The sequence below is a fragment of the Microcoleus sp. B4-C1 genome (assembly GCF_036705285.1).
GTDB lineage: Bacteria > Cyanobacteriota > Cyanobacteriia > Cyanobacteriales > Microcoleaceae > Microcoleus.
In genome coordinates, this window is sequence record NZ_JAUBUC010000070.1 from 1 (window position 1) to 16,470 (window position 16,470).

The 16,470-nt window shown below is 42.8% G+C and carries 12 protein-coding genes and 1 pseudogene; 11 read left to right on the top strand and 2 right to left on the bottom strand.

The genetic code is table 11. The features are described 5' to 3' along the window. Both QUB26_RS23495 and QUB26_RS23500 read left to right on the top strand, forming a co-directional pair. Window positions 1-360, top strand: a 360-nt coding sequence (locus QUB26_RS23495; RefSeq protein ID WP_445299635.1) for a zinc ribbon domain-containing protein, incomplete at its 5' end; no start/stop codon positions are given. A 55-nt stretch (window positions 361-415) separates the two neighbouring features. Next, a complete protein-coding gene (locus QUB26_RS23500) occupies window positions 416-559 on the top strand; it encodes a hypothetical protein (RefSeq protein WP_333319951.1) in 144 nt (47 codons plus the stop codon). Window positions 560-584: 25 nt separating this feature from the next. Here QUB26_RS23500 and QUB26_RS23505 read toward each other — a convergent pair. Continuing rightward, window positions 585-1,168, bottom strand: a pseudogene (locus QUB26_RS23505) (IS1 family transposase); the annotation flags it as partial. Between the two features lie 171 nt (window positions 1,169-1,339). On the opposite strand from QUB26_RS23505, the gene QUB26_RS23510 reads away from it, so the two are divergent. Beyond that, window positions 1,340-1,804 carry a hypothetical protein gene (locus QUB26_RS23510; protein WP_333056987.1) on the top strand — a complete coding sequence of 155 codons (465 nt, stop codon included), beginning with the start codon at window positions 1,340-1,342 and terminating at the stop codon, window positions 1,802-1,804. A 97-nt stretch (window positions 1,805-1,901) separates the two neighbouring features. Here the strand turns inward: QUB26_RS23510 and sds are convergent, their stop codons facing one another. Further along, a complete protein-coding gene (gene sds, locus QUB26_RS23515) occupies window positions 1,902-2,873 on the bottom strand; it encodes a solanesyl diphosphate synthase (RefSeq protein ID WP_333214464.1) in 972 nt (323 codons plus the stop codon). A gap of 1,667 nt (window positions 2,874-4,540) precedes the next feature. On the opposite strand from sds, the gene QUB26_RS23520 reads away from it, so the two are divergent. The 8 genes from QUB26_RS23520 to QUB26_RS23555 all read left to right on the top strand — a co-directional run bounded on the left by QUB26_RS23520 (window position 4,541) and on the right by QUB26_RS23555 (window position 16,461). Further along, the gene (locus QUB26_RS23520; RefSeq protein WP_333302872.1) at window positions 4,541-4,786 is read left to right on the top strand and encodes an ATP-binding protein; all 246 of its coding nucleotides are present in this window, start codon (window positions 4,541-4,543) and stop codon (window positions 4,784-4,786) included. A gap of 158 nt (window positions 4,787-4,944) precedes the next feature. Continuing rightward, window positions 4,945-7,488 carry a CBS domain-containing protein gene (locus QUB26_RS23525; protein WP_333319953.1) on the top strand — a complete coding sequence of 848 codons (2,544 nt, stop codon included), beginning with the start codon at window positions 4,945-4,947 and terminating at the stop codon, window positions 7,486-7,488. 60 nt (window positions 7,489-7,548) lie between these two features. Then, the gene (locus QUB26_RS23530; protein ID WP_333319956.1) at window positions 7,549-7,947 is read left to right on the top strand and encodes a response regulator; all 399 of its coding nucleotides are present in this window, start codon (window positions 7,549-7,551) and stop codon (window positions 7,945-7,947) included. Continuing rightward, entirely contained in the window at window positions 7,944-11,102 is a 3,159-nt protein-coding gene (locus tag QUB26_RS23535) for a PAS domain S-box protein (protein WP_333319958.1), read from the top strand. The genes QUB26_RS23530 and QUB26_RS23535 overlap by 4 nt, the downstream gene beginning before the upstream one ends. A 292-nt stretch (window positions 11,103-11,394) precedes the next feature. Continuing rightward, window positions 11,395-13,335: a response regulator gene (locus QUB26_RS23540; RefSeq protein ID WP_333238670.1), complete on the top strand. Its 1,941-nt coding sequence runs from the start codon at window positions 11,395-11,397 to the stop codon at window positions 13,333-13,335. Continuing rightward, complete coding sequence (locus tag QUB26_RS23545) at window positions 13,336-15,243, top strand: PAS domain S-box protein (RefSeq protein ID WP_333238672.1); 1,908 nt, start codon at window positions 13,336-13,338, stop codon at window positions 15,241-15,243. It abuts the gene before it with no gap. A gap of 598 nt (window positions 15,244-15,841) precedes the next feature. Next, the gene (locus QUB26_RS23550; protein ID WP_333291574.1) at window positions 15,842-16,012 is read left to right on the top strand and encodes a hypothetical protein; all 171 of its coding nucleotides are present in this window, start codon (window positions 15,842-15,844) and stop codon (window positions 16,010-16,012) included. Beyond that, window positions 16,009-16,461, top strand: coding sequence for a response regulator (locus QUB26_RS23555; protein ID WP_333248379.1), 453 nt, complete (start codon window positions 16,009-16,011; stop codon window positions 16,459-16,461). The genes QUB26_RS23550 and QUB26_RS23555 overlap by 4 nt, the downstream gene beginning before the upstream one ends. Window positions 16,462-16,470: the final 9 nt, after the last annotated feature.

Genomic DNA, 16,470 nt, shown 5'->3' on the forward strand with positions numbered 1-16,470 from the left:
GCTCGATTAATTGAGATGTTGGAGTACAAAGCTTTTCTAGTTGGAATTAAGGTAATTGTGCAGGAGGAATCATACACATCCAGAGCGAATTTTTTAGGATTAGATTCAATTCCTGTTTATGGGAAGACAGAAACAGAACCTGTCTTTACCGGAAAACGGATTAAGCGAGGTTTGTACAAAACATCGACTGGTCAGTTGATCAATTCTGACGTGAACGGCGGTTACAATATTCTCAGAAAAGCAATCCCAAATGCGTTCAGCGATGGGATAGGGAGCTGCGTAGTTCAGCCAAGGCGGGTCAATCCGCTTAAAGTAAAAGCAAAGGGAGAGGGACTTGAAGCCTCTCATGTCTATAAATGACTATACTTTTACCAGCTATAATGGTTGAAACCTTGTAGGACTAGCATACAAGCTATTGGCTCACCCCATCTTGCAGTATTTAGGAGAAACTGCTGCCTCTATGACTGATGTGATGCAATTTCTGGGAGATAGTCCACCAAAGTTACTAGCTCATTATCAAATCAGAATCATTGATGGCAACTGTTTAGCTGCGGGGTAGTAATAAATATGTAGTGATTAGATATTTATTGGCTAAAAACATAGTTGTAATGATGGATAAAATACCAAATAGCACCAATATGGTTTTCTAATTTTTTAGAAAATGAAAGAGTTTTTCTTACGATCCGAAAAACACGTTGGCGCAAAGTATTATTAAATCTTTCAATGTGATTAGTTTTTCCACTGTCTTTCCCAACTGGCTGAGGGCGTAGCGAAGGAAAAATACAAGCATATGCAGCCCAAAAATCTGTATAGCAAACAGCACATTGTCGATATACAGAAGGTAGAGAATTCCATAATTGTTTGGCTCCTTCTTCGCTACGATCACCAATATAAAGACCAATAATTTCTCTGGTCTCTCTATCCATTGCGGCGCCACACCCATTGCTTATTTTCTTGGTAATCTACAAATGGGCACAGTTCATCACATTCAACATTCAATCTGACTTTTTTTAGGTTTAACCTTTACTCTGCGTTGGAGTGAGGCATATTTATTATTTACGTAATCCTGTAACCATTTTTGAGAAACACCCGTGCTTCTAGCTATACCAGCCCAAGAAATCTTCTCCAAAAGAACTTGATCGATTAAATCTTTTGTTGCTGAGCTAATTACCATGAAAATGTGGAATCCTCGATTCACGCGAGGAGTCATCCCACACTAATCGAAGCGATATAGTGTGGGGATTCCCGTCTGACTAGCTAAACTCCAAGGGGTAATATATACTTGGATGCGAACCTGCTAACCTGAAATTTTTAATTTTAGATATCAAAGAACTGACTGATGGATTTAGACCAACAGATTCAAGCATTGATCGAAAAAGCTCCGCCCGACGGTTCGACGCCACAAATCTTAAAGGCGATCGCCCCGGCCCTGGTGTTAATTGCCCAACAGCTACAGCACCTTGAATACTCGATCCTGCAAGCGGTAGACCAAAGTTGGGCGATCGTGGTTTTGAGCAATCTCAAGCAACCGGGACGGGAGAAGAGGGTGATTTATGCTTGGAGCAGTATTAAAGATGCGTCGCAGGCTGCGGCTGCTGGGGGCGATCGCCTCAGACCGGTGCTTTTGCCTGTCACTCACATTTTATTTCAGATGATAGCTCTCGAAGGTCTTGACAGCATTGTTTTTTTTGAAAGTCCCGGAAATCAGGAAGTCGGGACGGAAATCCCTCGCGAGCAAGTACAGAGTTTAATTAACGTTTACTTGCAACAGTATCGATCGGCTCCACCGCCGGATCTTGCCTAAACAAATCAATTTTCTATTAATTGGTAACAGGGCATTAGGCATTGGGAATTCCCCATTACCAATTCCCCATTACCAATAAAGTGTAACTTTTTAACCTCTAATAAAGTCTACTCAAAACGTATTCAGCCAAATCAATCAAAGCTTGGCGGGACTCTGAATGGGGCAGCGCAGCTAAGTATTCGACGGCTTTCTGTGCGTGGTTTGTGGCTAGTTCTCGCGATCGCTCTATGCCTCTAGAATCTTCTACCAGTGCCAGGGCCTGCTCTATATCTCCTTCTTGGGCAAATTCCCGTTCTATGAGAACTTCCAAGTAAGGTTTTTCTTCTAGGGCAAATAGTGCGGGTGCTGTCAGATTACCGCTTCTGAGATCCGAGCCTGCGGGTTTCCCCAAAGTTTCCGTTGAAGCGGTGAAATCTAATATATCATCTACTATTTGGAATGCCAAACCAATGTTGCGACCGTAGTTGTACAAATCGTCTGCTATTTCCGCTGAAACCTCGCTCAAACAGCCCGCTGCTTTGGAACTGTTGGCAATTAAAGACGCTGTTTTGTAATAACTTTTTTCGAGGTACGCTTCGATCGACAAGCTGGTGTCAAATCCATTTAGTCCCTGTTGAATTTCCCCCTCAGCTAAATCCATAATCACTTCTGAAAGCAGTTTGACTACTGGCAGGTTGTCGAGATTTGCCAAATGCCAGGAAGATTGAGCAAACAGAAAGTCTCCCGCCAATACTGCCACTCGGTTGTTAAACCGACTGTGAACCGTCGGCACTCCCCGTCGCAGATCCGACTCGTCCACCACGTCGTCGTGCACGAGACTAGCTGTGTGGATCATTTCCGTGATTTCAGCGAGGCGGCGGTGTTTTTCTGTGATTTCCCGATCGGGCATAGTCGCCTTGGCCATCAACAGAACGATCGCGGGTCTCACTCGTTTTCCCTTTGTGCCGAATAAGTATTCTGCAGCCGCGTACAAGATGGGATGACGGGCACCCACTAACTGTTTTAAGTTTTCTGTCAACAGTCGCAGGTCTTCTTCAACCGAGGAAAATAGGAGAGTGCTAGAGATCATGGATACGCCGACTCAAGCCGTAAAGTAACAAAATTTTACATATCATATCTTTATTTTAAGGTAATTCTCTGCAATAGAAAAGAAAAATCTAGGATATCTGCAGTTATTTGTCATCTACCACCCGATGGGAGTCACCCGCCTGGCAGAGGCGAGTAGCCGGCTGCCAGAGGGGTTGCCCCTATTGTATCGAATTGTTAAGGACCTTGCCAAAAATTCTCTAAATCCCAGAAACCCTGTGTTATTATGGGTATTAAGGATTTAAACAATTCTATACATTAAGTACAGCCAGACGGGCAGGTAGCTATTAGGTGCCTGTAAAAGTTTCGTAGAGCCAGCCTTGTTAGTCGATCGCAGCCAAAATTTCTGGTACAGATTTTTAGTTCCTCGCGGCTAAAAGTTTTCAGAAGTTAAGAGTAGCGCATCTTATGTGCACGGTAGCTCAAAGCAGCTAAAGTGGATGGTTTTAGGCTGTTTAAGCATCTGTAAAGCAGTAAATCATTGTTGATGACCGGGAACGCCTAAATGTTCCCGCAGGCTTGATATGGAAAAACAGCCTTCAGAACCAAGGCATGGTCTTGCGTGCTGACTTAATGTAGTAGGTCTTGAACTTGTCCTGCTCCTCCTCGTCCTTGACTTTTGGTTCTAATTATGATTTATCGCGATATTCCTCTAATTATTCCCATTCTGGCCGCCGGCTATGTAATGACTATTTATGTAGTGCTGATGTTGGCCCAACGCAGCGCTAAAATAACTCGATTGGGCGAGTAGTGCACTGCTGGGCAGCCGAAGTCGGCAGCAGCGCCCTCGCTTCACCCTTGAGAATTCGGAATACTCAATAATAACCCTGCCTTGAATGCTTGCGCGCAAAGGCAGGGTTATTATTTACAATTGCGGACACCCTGATTTTCTGGGCTGCTAGTTCCTGCAACACATAGCTATAGTTATCGATGTTCAATGCCAACAGCCTCTGAGGCAGGATATTATATTTAGTAGCAGCTTGTATCGCTCACAGCAAATTTCATCTCAGGGAAACTCTGCCAATGTTCCGAGAAAGCTATTAAATTATTGTCAAAAACGCTGAGTTTGAAGTTGTCGGTTATTGTGCAAAAACTCGCAATATTCCTATTTTTCAGGGCAAGAACTTACAAAAATAAAACACGAAATTTCTGAATCGAGCATCCGGCTTGCTCAACATAAGGAATCCATAAATTTGCACTGCAATTACATATTTCATCAAAGGGTGCTTAAGCTGTTGTGCATTTAATTTGTATGTTGAGGGCGGGCAGGATGCCCAACCCCTACTCCCCACAAGAGGAAAAATTTATTTTACTATGCAATTTAAATGCGGATTAGCTTAACTTGCTGAGTCAGTCAGATAGTCTCTGCCATTTATTCACAGCTTGCCAAGAAGATCATCTGGTACACAGAGAGCCACAAAAGTAATTTTTAATTTCAAAAATATTCTCGATATAACTGTATGGTAGAAAAGTAATTGCTACTATTAATAACCCCTTAAAAATCCATTAGTTTTTGATTAAAAGACTACAACACCGAGTAGAAATTGTCAGAGAATCTTAAGCTACACTGCCTAAATAGTTGTGTAATCCAGACGAACTAAAACAAGTTTTCCTAAATATGATGCACAATGGTTTACAAGCGATAGATAATTGCCTAATTTTAAAATTAGAGGTGAGAGAAGAAAATCCGAGCCTGCTCGTCAGTGGCAACTGAATTACTTGGTAATTTTGCCACGAATATGTGATCCGTTGTTTACCACAAAACCCGCCTACGAAGGCAGCGGGTTGGGACTGGAGATTGTTAAAAAAAGTGTGGAAAAACATTTGGCTCAAATAGAAGTAACATCAGTTATCGGCCAAAGGACGTGTATCGTGCCAATTCATATCGCCGTTTAGCGCGATCGCACTAAAAATCATACCAATGCGGGACTAAAATGCAACTTTAGACCGATGTCAATTCTCTATTGCTGTGAGGATACCGCGACTGTAAAATCTGAAATCTAAAATGGTATTAAGTGGCGGTTCCCCCTGCATCTATCCCCCTTGATTTGCCCATGTCAACAACAGTTTCTGATACTCAAAGCTTGCTAGAACAGGCGATCGACCCCAAACCGCCGGTGCTGCCTCCAGACACACCCTTGAAAGTCGCAATTGCTGCCATGACTCAGGCGAGTGCCAGTTGTATTTTAATCGCGTTTGAGCAGCAATTGCTCGGAATTTTTACAGAACGTGATGTTGTGAAAATAACTGCTAGCGAAATACCGCTAGCAGGGGTGGCAATTTCTGAGGTGATGACTGAAAACCCGATCGCCCTGAACCTCGATCAAGGGGGAAATATCTTCAAAGTATTGAGCATATTGCGATCGAAAAGAATCCGTCATTTACCCCTCCTAGACGAAGGTGGCAAGTTGCTAGGCGCTATCACCTGCGAAAGCATCCGTCAAATCCTCAAACCGGCCGACTTGCTAAAAATGTGGCGCGCCGAAGAAATTATGACCACACAAGTAATAGTTACCTCAAGCAGCGTTTCAGTTTTAGAAGTCGTAAAACAGATGAGAACCCAGCGAAAAAGCTGCATAGTCATTTGCACTGACAGCGACAACAAAAATCAGAAACCTGTGGGCATAATTACAGAACGCGATATTGTTAAATTCCAAGCTTCGGGGCTAGATTTCGCACGTACTCCCGTCACCGCCGCGATGAGTTTTCCGCTGATACCGTTGCAGGTAAAAGCCACCTTGTGGCAGGCTCACCAGTTAATGCAGCAGCACGGCATCCGGCGCTTGGTGGTGGTGGACGAGGAAGGATATTTAGCCGGAATTGTGACTGAAATTAGCCTGCTGCAGGCCTTAGATCCGGTAGAAATGCACGCAAATGTCGAGCTTTTGCAGGAAACAGTCGCCGACAAAATTCAGGAGTTGAACAAAATGAACGAAGAATTGCAAAAAGAAGCGTTGCGGAGAACTGAAGTCGAGGAAAAATTGCGACTCTTAAATGATAATTTGGAAGAACAAATCAAACAGCGAACTTTAGAATTAATTAATGCCAACAGTCAGTTAAAAAAGGAAATACAAGACCGCACCACCGCTGAATCTGAAGTTCGCCGCCTCAACACCGAACTCGAACAGCGGGTTCTAGATCGCACAGTTCAACTAGCAGCCAGTAACGAAGAATTGCAGCAACAAATTAGCGGTAGAAAATTGCTCGAAGAAAAATTGCACTTTTCTGAAAGGAAAGTACGCGCCGTTTTTGAAGCGATGACCGACATCGTTCTCGTGCTAGATAGTCAGCGGAACATTGAAATTTTGCCAACGAATGTGGCAGCGATTTCTGAGTCTGATTTCGATATAGTCAGCTTGACTATAGAACATTTTCTTGACGATGACAACCCGGATGATTGGTGGGTCTTAGTCCAGCAAGTCTTAGAAACACAACAACCTATCAATTTTGACTACTGCTTAACATTTTGCGATCGCGCAATTTGGTTTTCTGCCTGCATTTCTCTGTTCTCAAAAGATGCCGTTATTTGGGTTGCCCGCAACATTAACGCCCGCAAAATAGCCGAGTCAGCGCTGTGCCAAAAAAATGCAGAGTTATCTCATACCTTAGAAGAACTGAAGCGGACTCAAAAAGAACTTATTCAATCAGAAAAAATGGCAGCCCTCGGACAGTTAATTGCCGGAGTTGCTCATGAAATCAATTCTCCTTTAGGGGCGATTCGCTCTTCTGTGCAGAACATCGCCGACTTCTGGACGGAACAGTTGCAGCAGTTGCCGATATTTTTTCAACAACTATCCCCGGAAAGGCGACAGGATTTCTTTGCTTTACTACACAAGTCCAGCCAAGAAACAGATACATTATCTAGTAAAGAAAAACGTCAGTTAAAAAAACTTTTGCAAGGGCAATTAGAATCAGAAAACATTGGCGACGCCGCTAGTCTTGCCTGTACTTTATTAGATATCGGTATCGGCAATAATGTAGAACCTTTTTTACCTTTGTTGAAAGACAGCCAAAGTCGAAACATTGTACAAATCGCCTACCAATTTGCTACGGTACAAAAAAGCACCAAAAATATTGCTACTGCCACGGATAGGGCAGCAAAAATCGTTTTTGCTTTAAAAAGCTACTCTCGTTACGACCAGTCGGGTTCCAAAGTTATCGCTAATATTACCGACGGTATTGATACTGTTTTAACGCTTTACCACTACCAAATCAAACACGGTGTGGAAGTAGTCAGAAACTATGGTACTAATTTGCCCTCTGTGCTATGCTATCCTGATGAACTCAGTCAAGTTTGGACAAATTTAGTTCACAATGCTTTACAAGCGATGGGTAACAAAGGCGTGTTAAAAATTGATGTCAAACACCAAGCGAATGCAATATCAGTCAGTATTACCGACAGTGGCCCTGGCATTCCCCCAGAAATTATGCCGAGAATTTTTGAGCCGTTTTTTACAACTAAACCTCCAGGGGAAGGCAGTGGTTTGGGGTTAGATATAGTTCAAAAAATTCTGGAGAAACATCAAGGTGGACTGCAAGTAGAAAGCGTGCCTGGTCAAACAAAATTTACTATATCCTTGCCCATAGGAATCCCTTGATAGCAATAAAAAAAACCGGGAAATTACCCAATTTTACAATTTTAATAGAAGTAAAGTTTTATGTCTAAACCAGTAATTTTGTGCGTTGACGATGAAGTTGTGGTCTTAAATAGTTTGAAAATTCAACTTAAAAAAGAATTTGGGGATGCTTACCTCTATGAAGTAGCAGAAAATGCAGATGAAGCTCTGGAAATTATGGAGGAAATTCAAAAAGAAGATGAAAGTGATATTTTAGTCATAGTATCTGACTGGTTAATGCCAGGGATTAAAGGAGATGATTTTTTGATTATGGTTCACCAAAAATATCCTAAAATTGTGAAAGTTATGCTGACAGGGCAAGCAGACGAATTAGCAATAGCACGGGTGAAAGAGCAAGCAAACTTGCATCGTTGTTTGTACAAGCCGTGGGAGCGCAAAGAATTAGTAGAAACTATAAAATCTGGTTTGACAAAAATATGAACAATAAACCTGTGATTATTTGTGTGGATGACGAACCGATAATTCTTGAAAGTTTGAAAATTGAGTTAAAAAAAACCCTGGGGGAAGAACACTTATTAGAAACCGCTGAAGGCGGCGAAGATGCTTTAGAGTTAATTGAGGAATTACTGGCAGAGGGCTGCGAAATCGTAGCAGTGATTTCCGACTATTTGATGCCGAATATCAAAGGGGATGAATTGCTGAAGCAGATTCACAGAATTTTGCCAAAAACTATCAAAATTATGCTGACGGGGCAAGCAGACCTAGAAGCAGTGGCGAATACTATTAAATATGCTAAATTGTACCGATACATATCGAAACCTTGGCAGTCGGAAGATTTGAAGTTGACGGTAAAAGAAGCGATTAACAGCTATTTTAGGGAGAAGCAATTAGCGCAACAAAATGCTCAGCTCCAAAAGCTAAATCAAGAACTGGAAACTTTAGTCGAGGAGCGGACTGCACAACTGCGCTTGTCTGAGGAAAAGTTTGCTAAAGCTTTTCGTTCTTCTCCCAACCCGATTGCTATTACCAGACTTAATGACGGTCGTTATTTAGAAATTAATGAGGCTTTTTGCCAGACAATCGGTTATTCAGCCGTAGAAATCCTCGATCGCACGGCGCTTGAGTTGAATCTTTGGGAAAATATACAAGCCCGCGCCGAGTTGTTTAAACTGTTAGATGAAAAACAAATTATTCTGAATTATGAATTTAATTTTCGCACTAAAACAGGGGAAGTTAGAACGGGGCTGCTGTCAGCAGAAATCATTGAAATTCATGGGGAAACCTGCGTAATTTCTGTGATTCAAGATATTAGCGATCGCAAATTAGCGGAAGAAAAACTCCGAGCTATAGCGGCTTCTTTAGCAGCAGCGCAAAGAATCGCCCGTGTCGGTAATTGGGAATGCGATTTATCGGCCAACACAACTACTTGGTCGGAAGAATTATCTCGGATTTTTGGGATCGCTCCAACCGAGCCTGCGCCAACACTAACTGAGTTTTTGCAATACGTGCATCCCGACGATCGACAAAAGTGGCAAACAACGATCGACACTGCTATTGCTAGCGGGCAATCTTACACTTTGGAATATCGAATTCTGCGCCCGGAACAGAAAATTGTTGCGGATAATTCTCCGTCACAAATAAGTGAAGCCGGCTTCATCCGCTACATCGAAGCCAGAGGAGAAGTAGTTGTCAACCAACAAGGGCAAGTGACAAAACTATTCACAACTTTGATGGACATTACTCCACGCAAGCTAGCAGAAATAGCCCTTGCAGAGAGCGAAGAAAAATACCGTCATTTAGTTGAGACTTCCCAAGATATTATCTGGTCTTGCAATGCTCAAGGACACATTACTTTTGTCAACCAAGCAGTTAAACAAATATACGGTTACGAGCCTGAAGAAATGCTCGGCTGTTCTTTTAGCGATTTCTTAGCCCCAGGAGAAATAGACTGGAAATGGGAACTTCAGCAGCGCTTGCTGACGGGAAAAACTGTGTTTCAGTACGAAAATATAGTATTAGGAAAAGACGGTAGAAAGATTGATGTAAATACCAAGGCGATCGCGCGCATGGACGCTGAAGGAAACATCATCGGCACAACAGGCACTGCTAGCGATATTACCGAACGCAAACAAGCTGAAATAGTCCTGCAAAAAGCCAAAGAAGAAGCCGACAGAGCGAACAGGGCAAAAAGCGAATTTCTCTCGAATATGAGCCACGAATTGCGAACTCCCCTCAACGCAATTCTCGGTTTCAGCCAACTTCTTGCCCGCGACCCAGACCTCGATGCCGACCAACAGCAATACTTAGGAATTATTACCCAGAGCGGGGAACATTTGCTTGTTCTGATTAACAATATTCTGCAAATGTCAAAAATTGAAGTCGGGCTGGTGACACTTAATAATAGCACCTTCGACTTACACAAAATGCTAAAAAATACTGAAAATATGCTGAAGCTGCAAGCCGAAAAAAAAGGGTTGCAGTTAATTTTTGATTGTTCACCAGCTCTCCCTCAATATATAGAAACTGACGAAAGCAAGTTGCGACAAGTATTGATAAATGTAGTCGGAAATGCTATTAAGTTCACGGCAGAAGGTGGTGTCAACTTGAGAATCAAACATGAGTTGTTAAAAACTAAAAATGAGGGAGAGATTCAACCAATTGACAGTTGCTGTTTGCTATTTGAAGTGGAAGACACTGGTGCTGGAATTTCGGCGGAAGAAATGGAGAATTTGTTTAAACCTTTCGCGCAAACAGAAAGCGGGAAAAAAGCTCAAGAAGGAACCGGTTTGGGCTTGCCAATCAGCCAGCAGTTCGTTAAGTTAATGGGAGGGAAGATGACGGTAACAAGCACCCTCGGTCGCGGCAGCATTTTTAGATTTGATGTTAAAGTTTCGCTCCCTAGTGCAGTGGAAATTCAGGTGGCTCAAACAGCTCGCCGAGTGGTGGGCCTGGAACCCGGACAGCCAGAATACCGGATTTTAGCTGTTGACGATCGCCTGGAAAGCCGCTTGCTGTTGGTCAGAATGCTGACATCCCTTGGCTTTGCGGTGCAGGAAGCTGAAAATGGGGTTCAAGCTGTGGAAATGTGGTCGAGTTGGGAACCTCATTTGATTTGGATGGATATGCGGATGCCGGTGATGGACGGTTACGAAGCTACTAAACAGATTAAAGCGCATTTGAAAGGTCAAGCAACGGTGATTATTGCTCTGACTGCAAGTGCTTTTGATGAGGAGCGATCGCTGATTTTGTCTGCTGGTTGCGATGATTTTGTAGCGAAGCCTTTTCGGGAGCAAGTGATTCTAGAAAAGATGGCTAAGTATCTGGGAGTCCGCTATGTTTACGATCGAGAAGCTTCGCTAAGTTCTGATGCTGCGGTGTCCGGCGAGGTTTCCACGACAACTGAAACGGCTGATTTGGCTTTTACGCTGAATACTTCATTTTTGGAAGCTATGCCTGCGGAATGGGTTGATGAATTGTATTCTGCGGCGGATGCGGTTGATAACGAGGAGATTTTTCGGCTGTTGTTGTCGATTCCTCCTATTAATGCTAGTTTCGGCAACGCGATCGCCGATTTGGCGAATAACTTCCGGTGCGATCGGATTATCGATTTGATTGAGGAGTTTAGAAATTGTTGAAGGATGAAAGAAGAAGGGATAATAGGGGCAGGTTCAGGATTATTGATCGTGTAGGTCGATCGGCTATTTGTAAACTCGCCTGCTATAGACTAATTTACTTGTAGCCAAGCTCCACACCCTGGTAATCATCAGTCCTTCCCAATTCTTTAATCTCAAATCTCAAATCTCAAATCTTAACTAGGATAAGTTCTGTAAATATAAAAGGAGTTGATTGAGGAGGGAGTGCTATAATGACTATTTAACCACTTTTGATAATTCCAACAATTTTTAAATTAACAAAAAATAGCGATCGATGATCAAAAATCAAATAGAAGAAAATAAAGGCAACATATTAATTGTTGACGATACTCCAGAAAATTTGCAAGTTTTATCAGCAACGCTGTCCGATCGGGGCTACAAAGTCCGCGGCGTAATTAACGGCAAAATGGCAATCAGGGCCGCGCGCTCTGGTTGTCCCGATTTGATTTTGCTCGACATCAAAATGCCGGAAATGGACGGCTACGAAGTCTGCACCCAGCTCAAGGAAGATCCGAAGACATCCGAAATTCCAGTTATTTTTATCAGCGCTTTAGATGAAGTATTGGACAAACTAACCGCCTTTCAAGTGGGAGGGGTTGATTATGTCACAAAACCGTTTCATGTAGCAGAAGTTTTAGCGCGAATCGAACACCAACTGACTATCCAAAGACTGAAAAAACAATTGCTCGATCGCAATAAAGAACTGCAAGAAGAAATAATAGAACGCAAAAAAGCTGAAGAAGCAGCGGCCGCTGCCTCGCTTGCAAAAAGTCAATTCGTTGCCAACATGAGCCACGAATTGCGGACTCCCCTGAACGCCATCCTGGGTTTTACCCAAGTCATGAGCCGCGACTCTTTGCTCAGCCACGAAAATCTCGAAAATCTCCGAATTATTAACCGCAGCGGTCAACATTTGCTGGAACTAATTAACGATGTTTTAGACTTGTCGAAAATAGAAGCAGGGATAATTGGCTTAGATCAACGCAGCTTTGACCTTTATCAACTCCTCGACACTCTCGAAGAAATGTTTCAAATTAAAGCTGAAACAAAAAAAATGCAACTGAGATTTTCCGTCGAGGCTAATGTTCCCCAATATATAAAAACTGACGAAAAAAAGCTGCGCGTTTGCTTAATTAACCTGCTGGCAAATGCCATGAAATTTACTCACGACGGGGGCCGTATTTGGCTGCGCGTGAGCGTGGAAAGCAACCAGCAACAGCCGGCAGAATCGGAAAGTCATCTTAACTATACCTTCGTCGATCCATTGTTAATTTTGTTTGAAGTTGAAGACACTGGAATTGGCATAGCAGCAGCAGAAATTGATACTTTATTTGATGCTTTCGTGCAAACACAAGCGGGGAGAAAAGCGGCTGATGGTACGGGATTGGGTTTGACAATTACTAAAAAATACGTGCAGATAATGGGCGGGGATATTTGGGTAAAAAGTGTTTTAGGTGAGGGAACCAGTTTTAAATTTAATATCCGAGTATTGGCCGCTATTTCGTCGGAAATAACCGTGGCGACATTTCAGCGTGCGATCGGACTAGAAGCAGATCAACCGATTTATCGGATTTTAGCAGTTGACGACAATCCAGACAATCGGCTGCTGCTGGTTAAAATGTTGCAACCAATTGGTTTTGAAGTCCGAGAAGCGGAAAATGGCTACCAAGCGGTTGAACTTTGGGAAAGTTGGCAGCCTCATTTAATTTGGCTGGATACGCGAATGCCAGTAATGGACGGTTTTGAAGCTGTCCGACAAATTAGAGCCAAAGAGAAACAAACTCAGTGGCGAACTGTAATTATTGCTCTGACTGCTAGCACTTTTGAGGAAAAAAAAGGCGAAATTCTCGACGCAGGTTGCGACGATTTTGTGCGGAAACCTTTTCAAGAACAAATCCTTTTTGATAAGATGGCTTGCTACTTGGGAGTGCGCTATCTTTATCAAGAGTTGCCCCGACTCCCTGTCAGGGCTTTACGGCGTTATTGTGTGAACGAAAAACCCGATTCATTTTTCGGAGGGCTGCTGGCTCAAATGCCTCAAAGCTGGGTGAAGGAACTCCATGACGCAGCTAATGATGTTAATGAAGAGCTGGCGATTCAACTTGTCGATCGCATCTGGGAAAGTCATCCAACTTTAGCTGAGGCTTTAAAAGATTTGCTTGCCGATTACCGACTCGACAGGATAATGGATTTAACTCGATCGAGTTTAAAATAAATGGATAATAGCGAAATTAAAGTATTGGTGGTTGATGACCAACCAAGCAATCTGCGGTTCTTATCCAAACTGCTAACATCCCAGGGGTATCTAGTTTACCGAGCTATTTCCGGTCAACTGGCGTTGAATGTGGCGATCGCCCATCGCCCGGATTTAATTTTGCTCGACATTAGAATGCCGGAAATGAGCGGTTATGAAGTTTGTCGGAGACTGAAAGCGACACCGGAAACTGAACAAATTCCGGTAATTTTTTTAAGCGTATTAGATGAAATGAACGATAAATTACAAGCTTTTCGAGTAGGAGGCGCCGACTATATTACTAAACCCTTTCAAGTAGAAGAAGTTTTAGCGCGCATCGACAAGCAAGTCCGCTTGCAAAAGCTGCAACAGCAATTAAAAGAACAAAATTATCAACTGCAACAGTCGCAGTCGCTGCTTGCTAGCATATTAAATAGTTCATTAGACTGTGTGGTGGCTTATTCTGCGGTCCGCAACAGTGAGGGAAATATTGTAGATTTCCAGTGGCTCTTGATCAACCCTGCCGCCGAAAAATTTTATGGTTTGCTATTAAATGACATAGTTGGCAAGAATTTGTTACCCCAAGTTTCCCAAGTTAGCAACAACGGGTTATTTGATTTGTATGTTTCTGTAGTAGAAACAGGAGAAACTGTAGACCAAGAATTTTATTACGAACAGGAGCGAGATACAATTGTTTGGCTGCACATTGTGGCGGTAAAATTAAACGATGGTCTGGCAGTAACATTTCGTAACATTACCGAGCGTAAACGAGCAGAAATTGCCCTACGAGACAGCGAAGAACGCTTCCGGGCGATATTCGAGCAAGCAGCAGTCGGCATAGCTAAAACCGCGCTTTGCGGTAAGTTTATGCGGGTAAATCCCGGCTTTTGTCAAATTGTCCGCTATGCAGAATCGGAATTGTTACAGCAAAATTGGGAGGCAATTACTCACCCGGATGATAGAAAAGCGGACAGAGAATACCTGCGCTCGCTGTTATCTGGGAAGATTCAAACTTTTTCTGTGGAAAAGCGTTTGCTATGCAAAGATGAGGCAGTGCGCTGGGCAAATGTTACTGTGTCGGCAATGCGCGATGTCAAGGGGACGCTGCAGTATTTGATTTGTGCGATCGAGGATATTTCTGAACGCAAGCTGGTACAAGAAATGCTGCAAGCGAGTTTAGACGCTCAAACCCGCTACGCTCAAGAATTAACTCGTTCTAATGCCGAACTAGAACAGTTTGCTTATGTGGCTTCTCATGATTTGCAAGCGCCTTTGAGCACGATTGCTGGCTACGCTCAACTATTAGAAAAACGCTTTCCCAACCAACTTGATGCCCAAGGGAATAAATTTATCCGCAATATTGTTCATTCTTGCGATCGGATGCAGGCGCTCATTGATGACTTGCTGGAGTATTCGCGGGTAGGTCGCAGTCAGAAACCTTTTGAGCTCATAGATTGCAATCAGGTTTTTGAGGATGCTTGTGCTAATTTGCATTTGGCCATCCGCGAGAATCAAGCTTCAGTTACTAAGGGGAATTTGCCAAGGGTAAAAGCTGACTCTTTTCAACTGCTGCAACTGTTTCAAAATTTAATTGGTAACGCCATTAAGTACCGCAGCAGTGAGGCGCCGGTGGTGCAGGTGGACGCTTCGCATCAGGGGGATAGCTGGGTGTTTTCAGTGCAGGATAATGGTATTGGGATTGCCTCACAGTATCATCCGCGAATTTTTCAGATTTTTCAGCGCTTGCACACCCAAAAACAGTATTCGGGAACTGGTATCGGTTTAGCGATTTGTCAAAGAATTGTCGAGCGGCATGGCGGCAGCCTGTGGGTAGAATCAGAACCCAATCGAGGCTCGACTTTTTATTTTTCTATTCCTATATCAAAGTAAAGTCAATCGATTTTAGATTTTAGATTTTAGGTTTTAGATTTTAGATTTTAGGTTTTAGATTGTAGATTGTAGATTGTAGATTGTAGATTGTAGATTGTAGATTGTAGATTGTAGATTGTAGATTGTAGATTTTAGATTGTAGATTTTAGATTGTAGATTTTAGATTTTAGATTTTAGATTTTAGATTTTAGAATTGAAGAAAGCGACTCCACTGATAAATCCGGGGGCAAGTGAAGAGGATTCGGAGCTTTTTTCTCGCTCCACGGATGAATCCGGGGGCTTGTCACCAAATTGCTTGATTGTCACCCGTCCTTTACTTAAGCTTTAAATATCTTTATCTTTTCTTTACAAAAATGCTTATAAAGTGTAGCATATTCACTGATGACATCGAGCTATAAATCTATCAATATAAATTTATTAGCTCTATCCTTATACAACTTATAAATCAGCGGTGCGCGCAAGACTTGTTAATTTTTTTCAACTGTATCCAGAGCATCTTGCTTTGGGATGCAGTAGTTTCCATAGTAGTTCGCGGAGAAGGATTTGTGATGTGTTTGCAGTTTGCAGGTTCTCGGACAGACTGCCAAGTGAAACAATCATGATTCGCAAACCTTTGCAAATGCAGAAAAACTGTAAATTATTGCAACACAATTTCAGTGTTCTCAGCCAGATTTACCGGATGATGGCAAGAGATTCTTGGCAGGTACTCAGACACGGCTCAAAGTCCAGCGACCTCACAAAAAACGTTCGGAGTGAGGCAAAGCCGTGAATTATAAAAAGAAAAAATTTACTCTTTTAATAGCCAACGATGACGAGGATACGCGCTTTTTGGTGAAGGAAGCACTGGGAGAAGTTCGATTAGCAATTACGAGCGAATTTGTGGAAAATGGAGAACAAGTTCTAGACTACTTGTACCGTCGTGGTCAATATGTTGGTAGCAGCAATTGGCATCAGCCAGACTTGATACTTTTGGATCTGAATATGCCGAGGCTGGACGGGCGAGAAACACTAACTTTGATCAGAGCTGACCCCCATTTGCAACAAATTCCGGTTGTAATACTCACAACTTCCCACCGCAGAGGAGATATCTTGCTTTGCTACCGCTTGGGAGCCAATTCTTTCATATCCAAACCAGTAACTTTTGAAGGATTGCTGGAAGTAATGAAGACTTTATGTGAGTATTGGTTTGAGATCGTTTCACTCCCACCGGATATGTAAGCTTTAATG

Excerpts from the sequence above, each read along its gene's own strand:
- sds (WP_333214464.1), bottom strand. The coding sequence starts at position 2,873 with ATGATCTCTAGCACTCTCCTATTTTCCTCGGTTGAAGAAGACCTGCGA.
- QUB26_RS23545 (WP_333238672.1), top strand. The coding sequence starts at position 13,336 with ATGGATAATAGCGAAATTAAAGTATTGGTGGTTGATGACCAACCAAGC.
- QUB26_RS23535 (WP_333319958.1), top strand. The coding sequence starts at position 7,944 with ATGAACAATAAACCTGTGATTATTTGTGTGGATGACGAACCGATAATT.
- QUB26_RS23540 (WP_333238670.1), top strand. The coding sequence starts at position 11,395 with ATGATCAAAAATCAAATAGAAGAAAATAAAGGCAACATATTAATTGTT.
- QUB26_RS23550 (WP_333291574.1), top strand. The coding sequence starts at position 15,842 with ATGATTCGCAAACCTTTGCAAATGCAGAAAAACTGTAAATTATTGCAA.
- QUB26_RS23525 (WP_333319953.1), top strand. The coding sequence starts at position 4,945 with ATGTCAACAACAGTTTCTGATACTCAAAGCTTGCTAGAACAGGCGATC.
- QUB26_RS23510 (WP_333056987.1), top strand. The coding sequence starts at position 1,340 with ATGGATTTAGACCAACAGATTCAAGCATTGATCGAAAAAGCTCCGCCC.
- QUB26_RS23530 (WP_333319956.1), top strand. The coding sequence starts at position 7,549 with ATGTCTAAACCAGTAATTTTGTGCGTTGACGATGAAGTTGTGGTCTTA.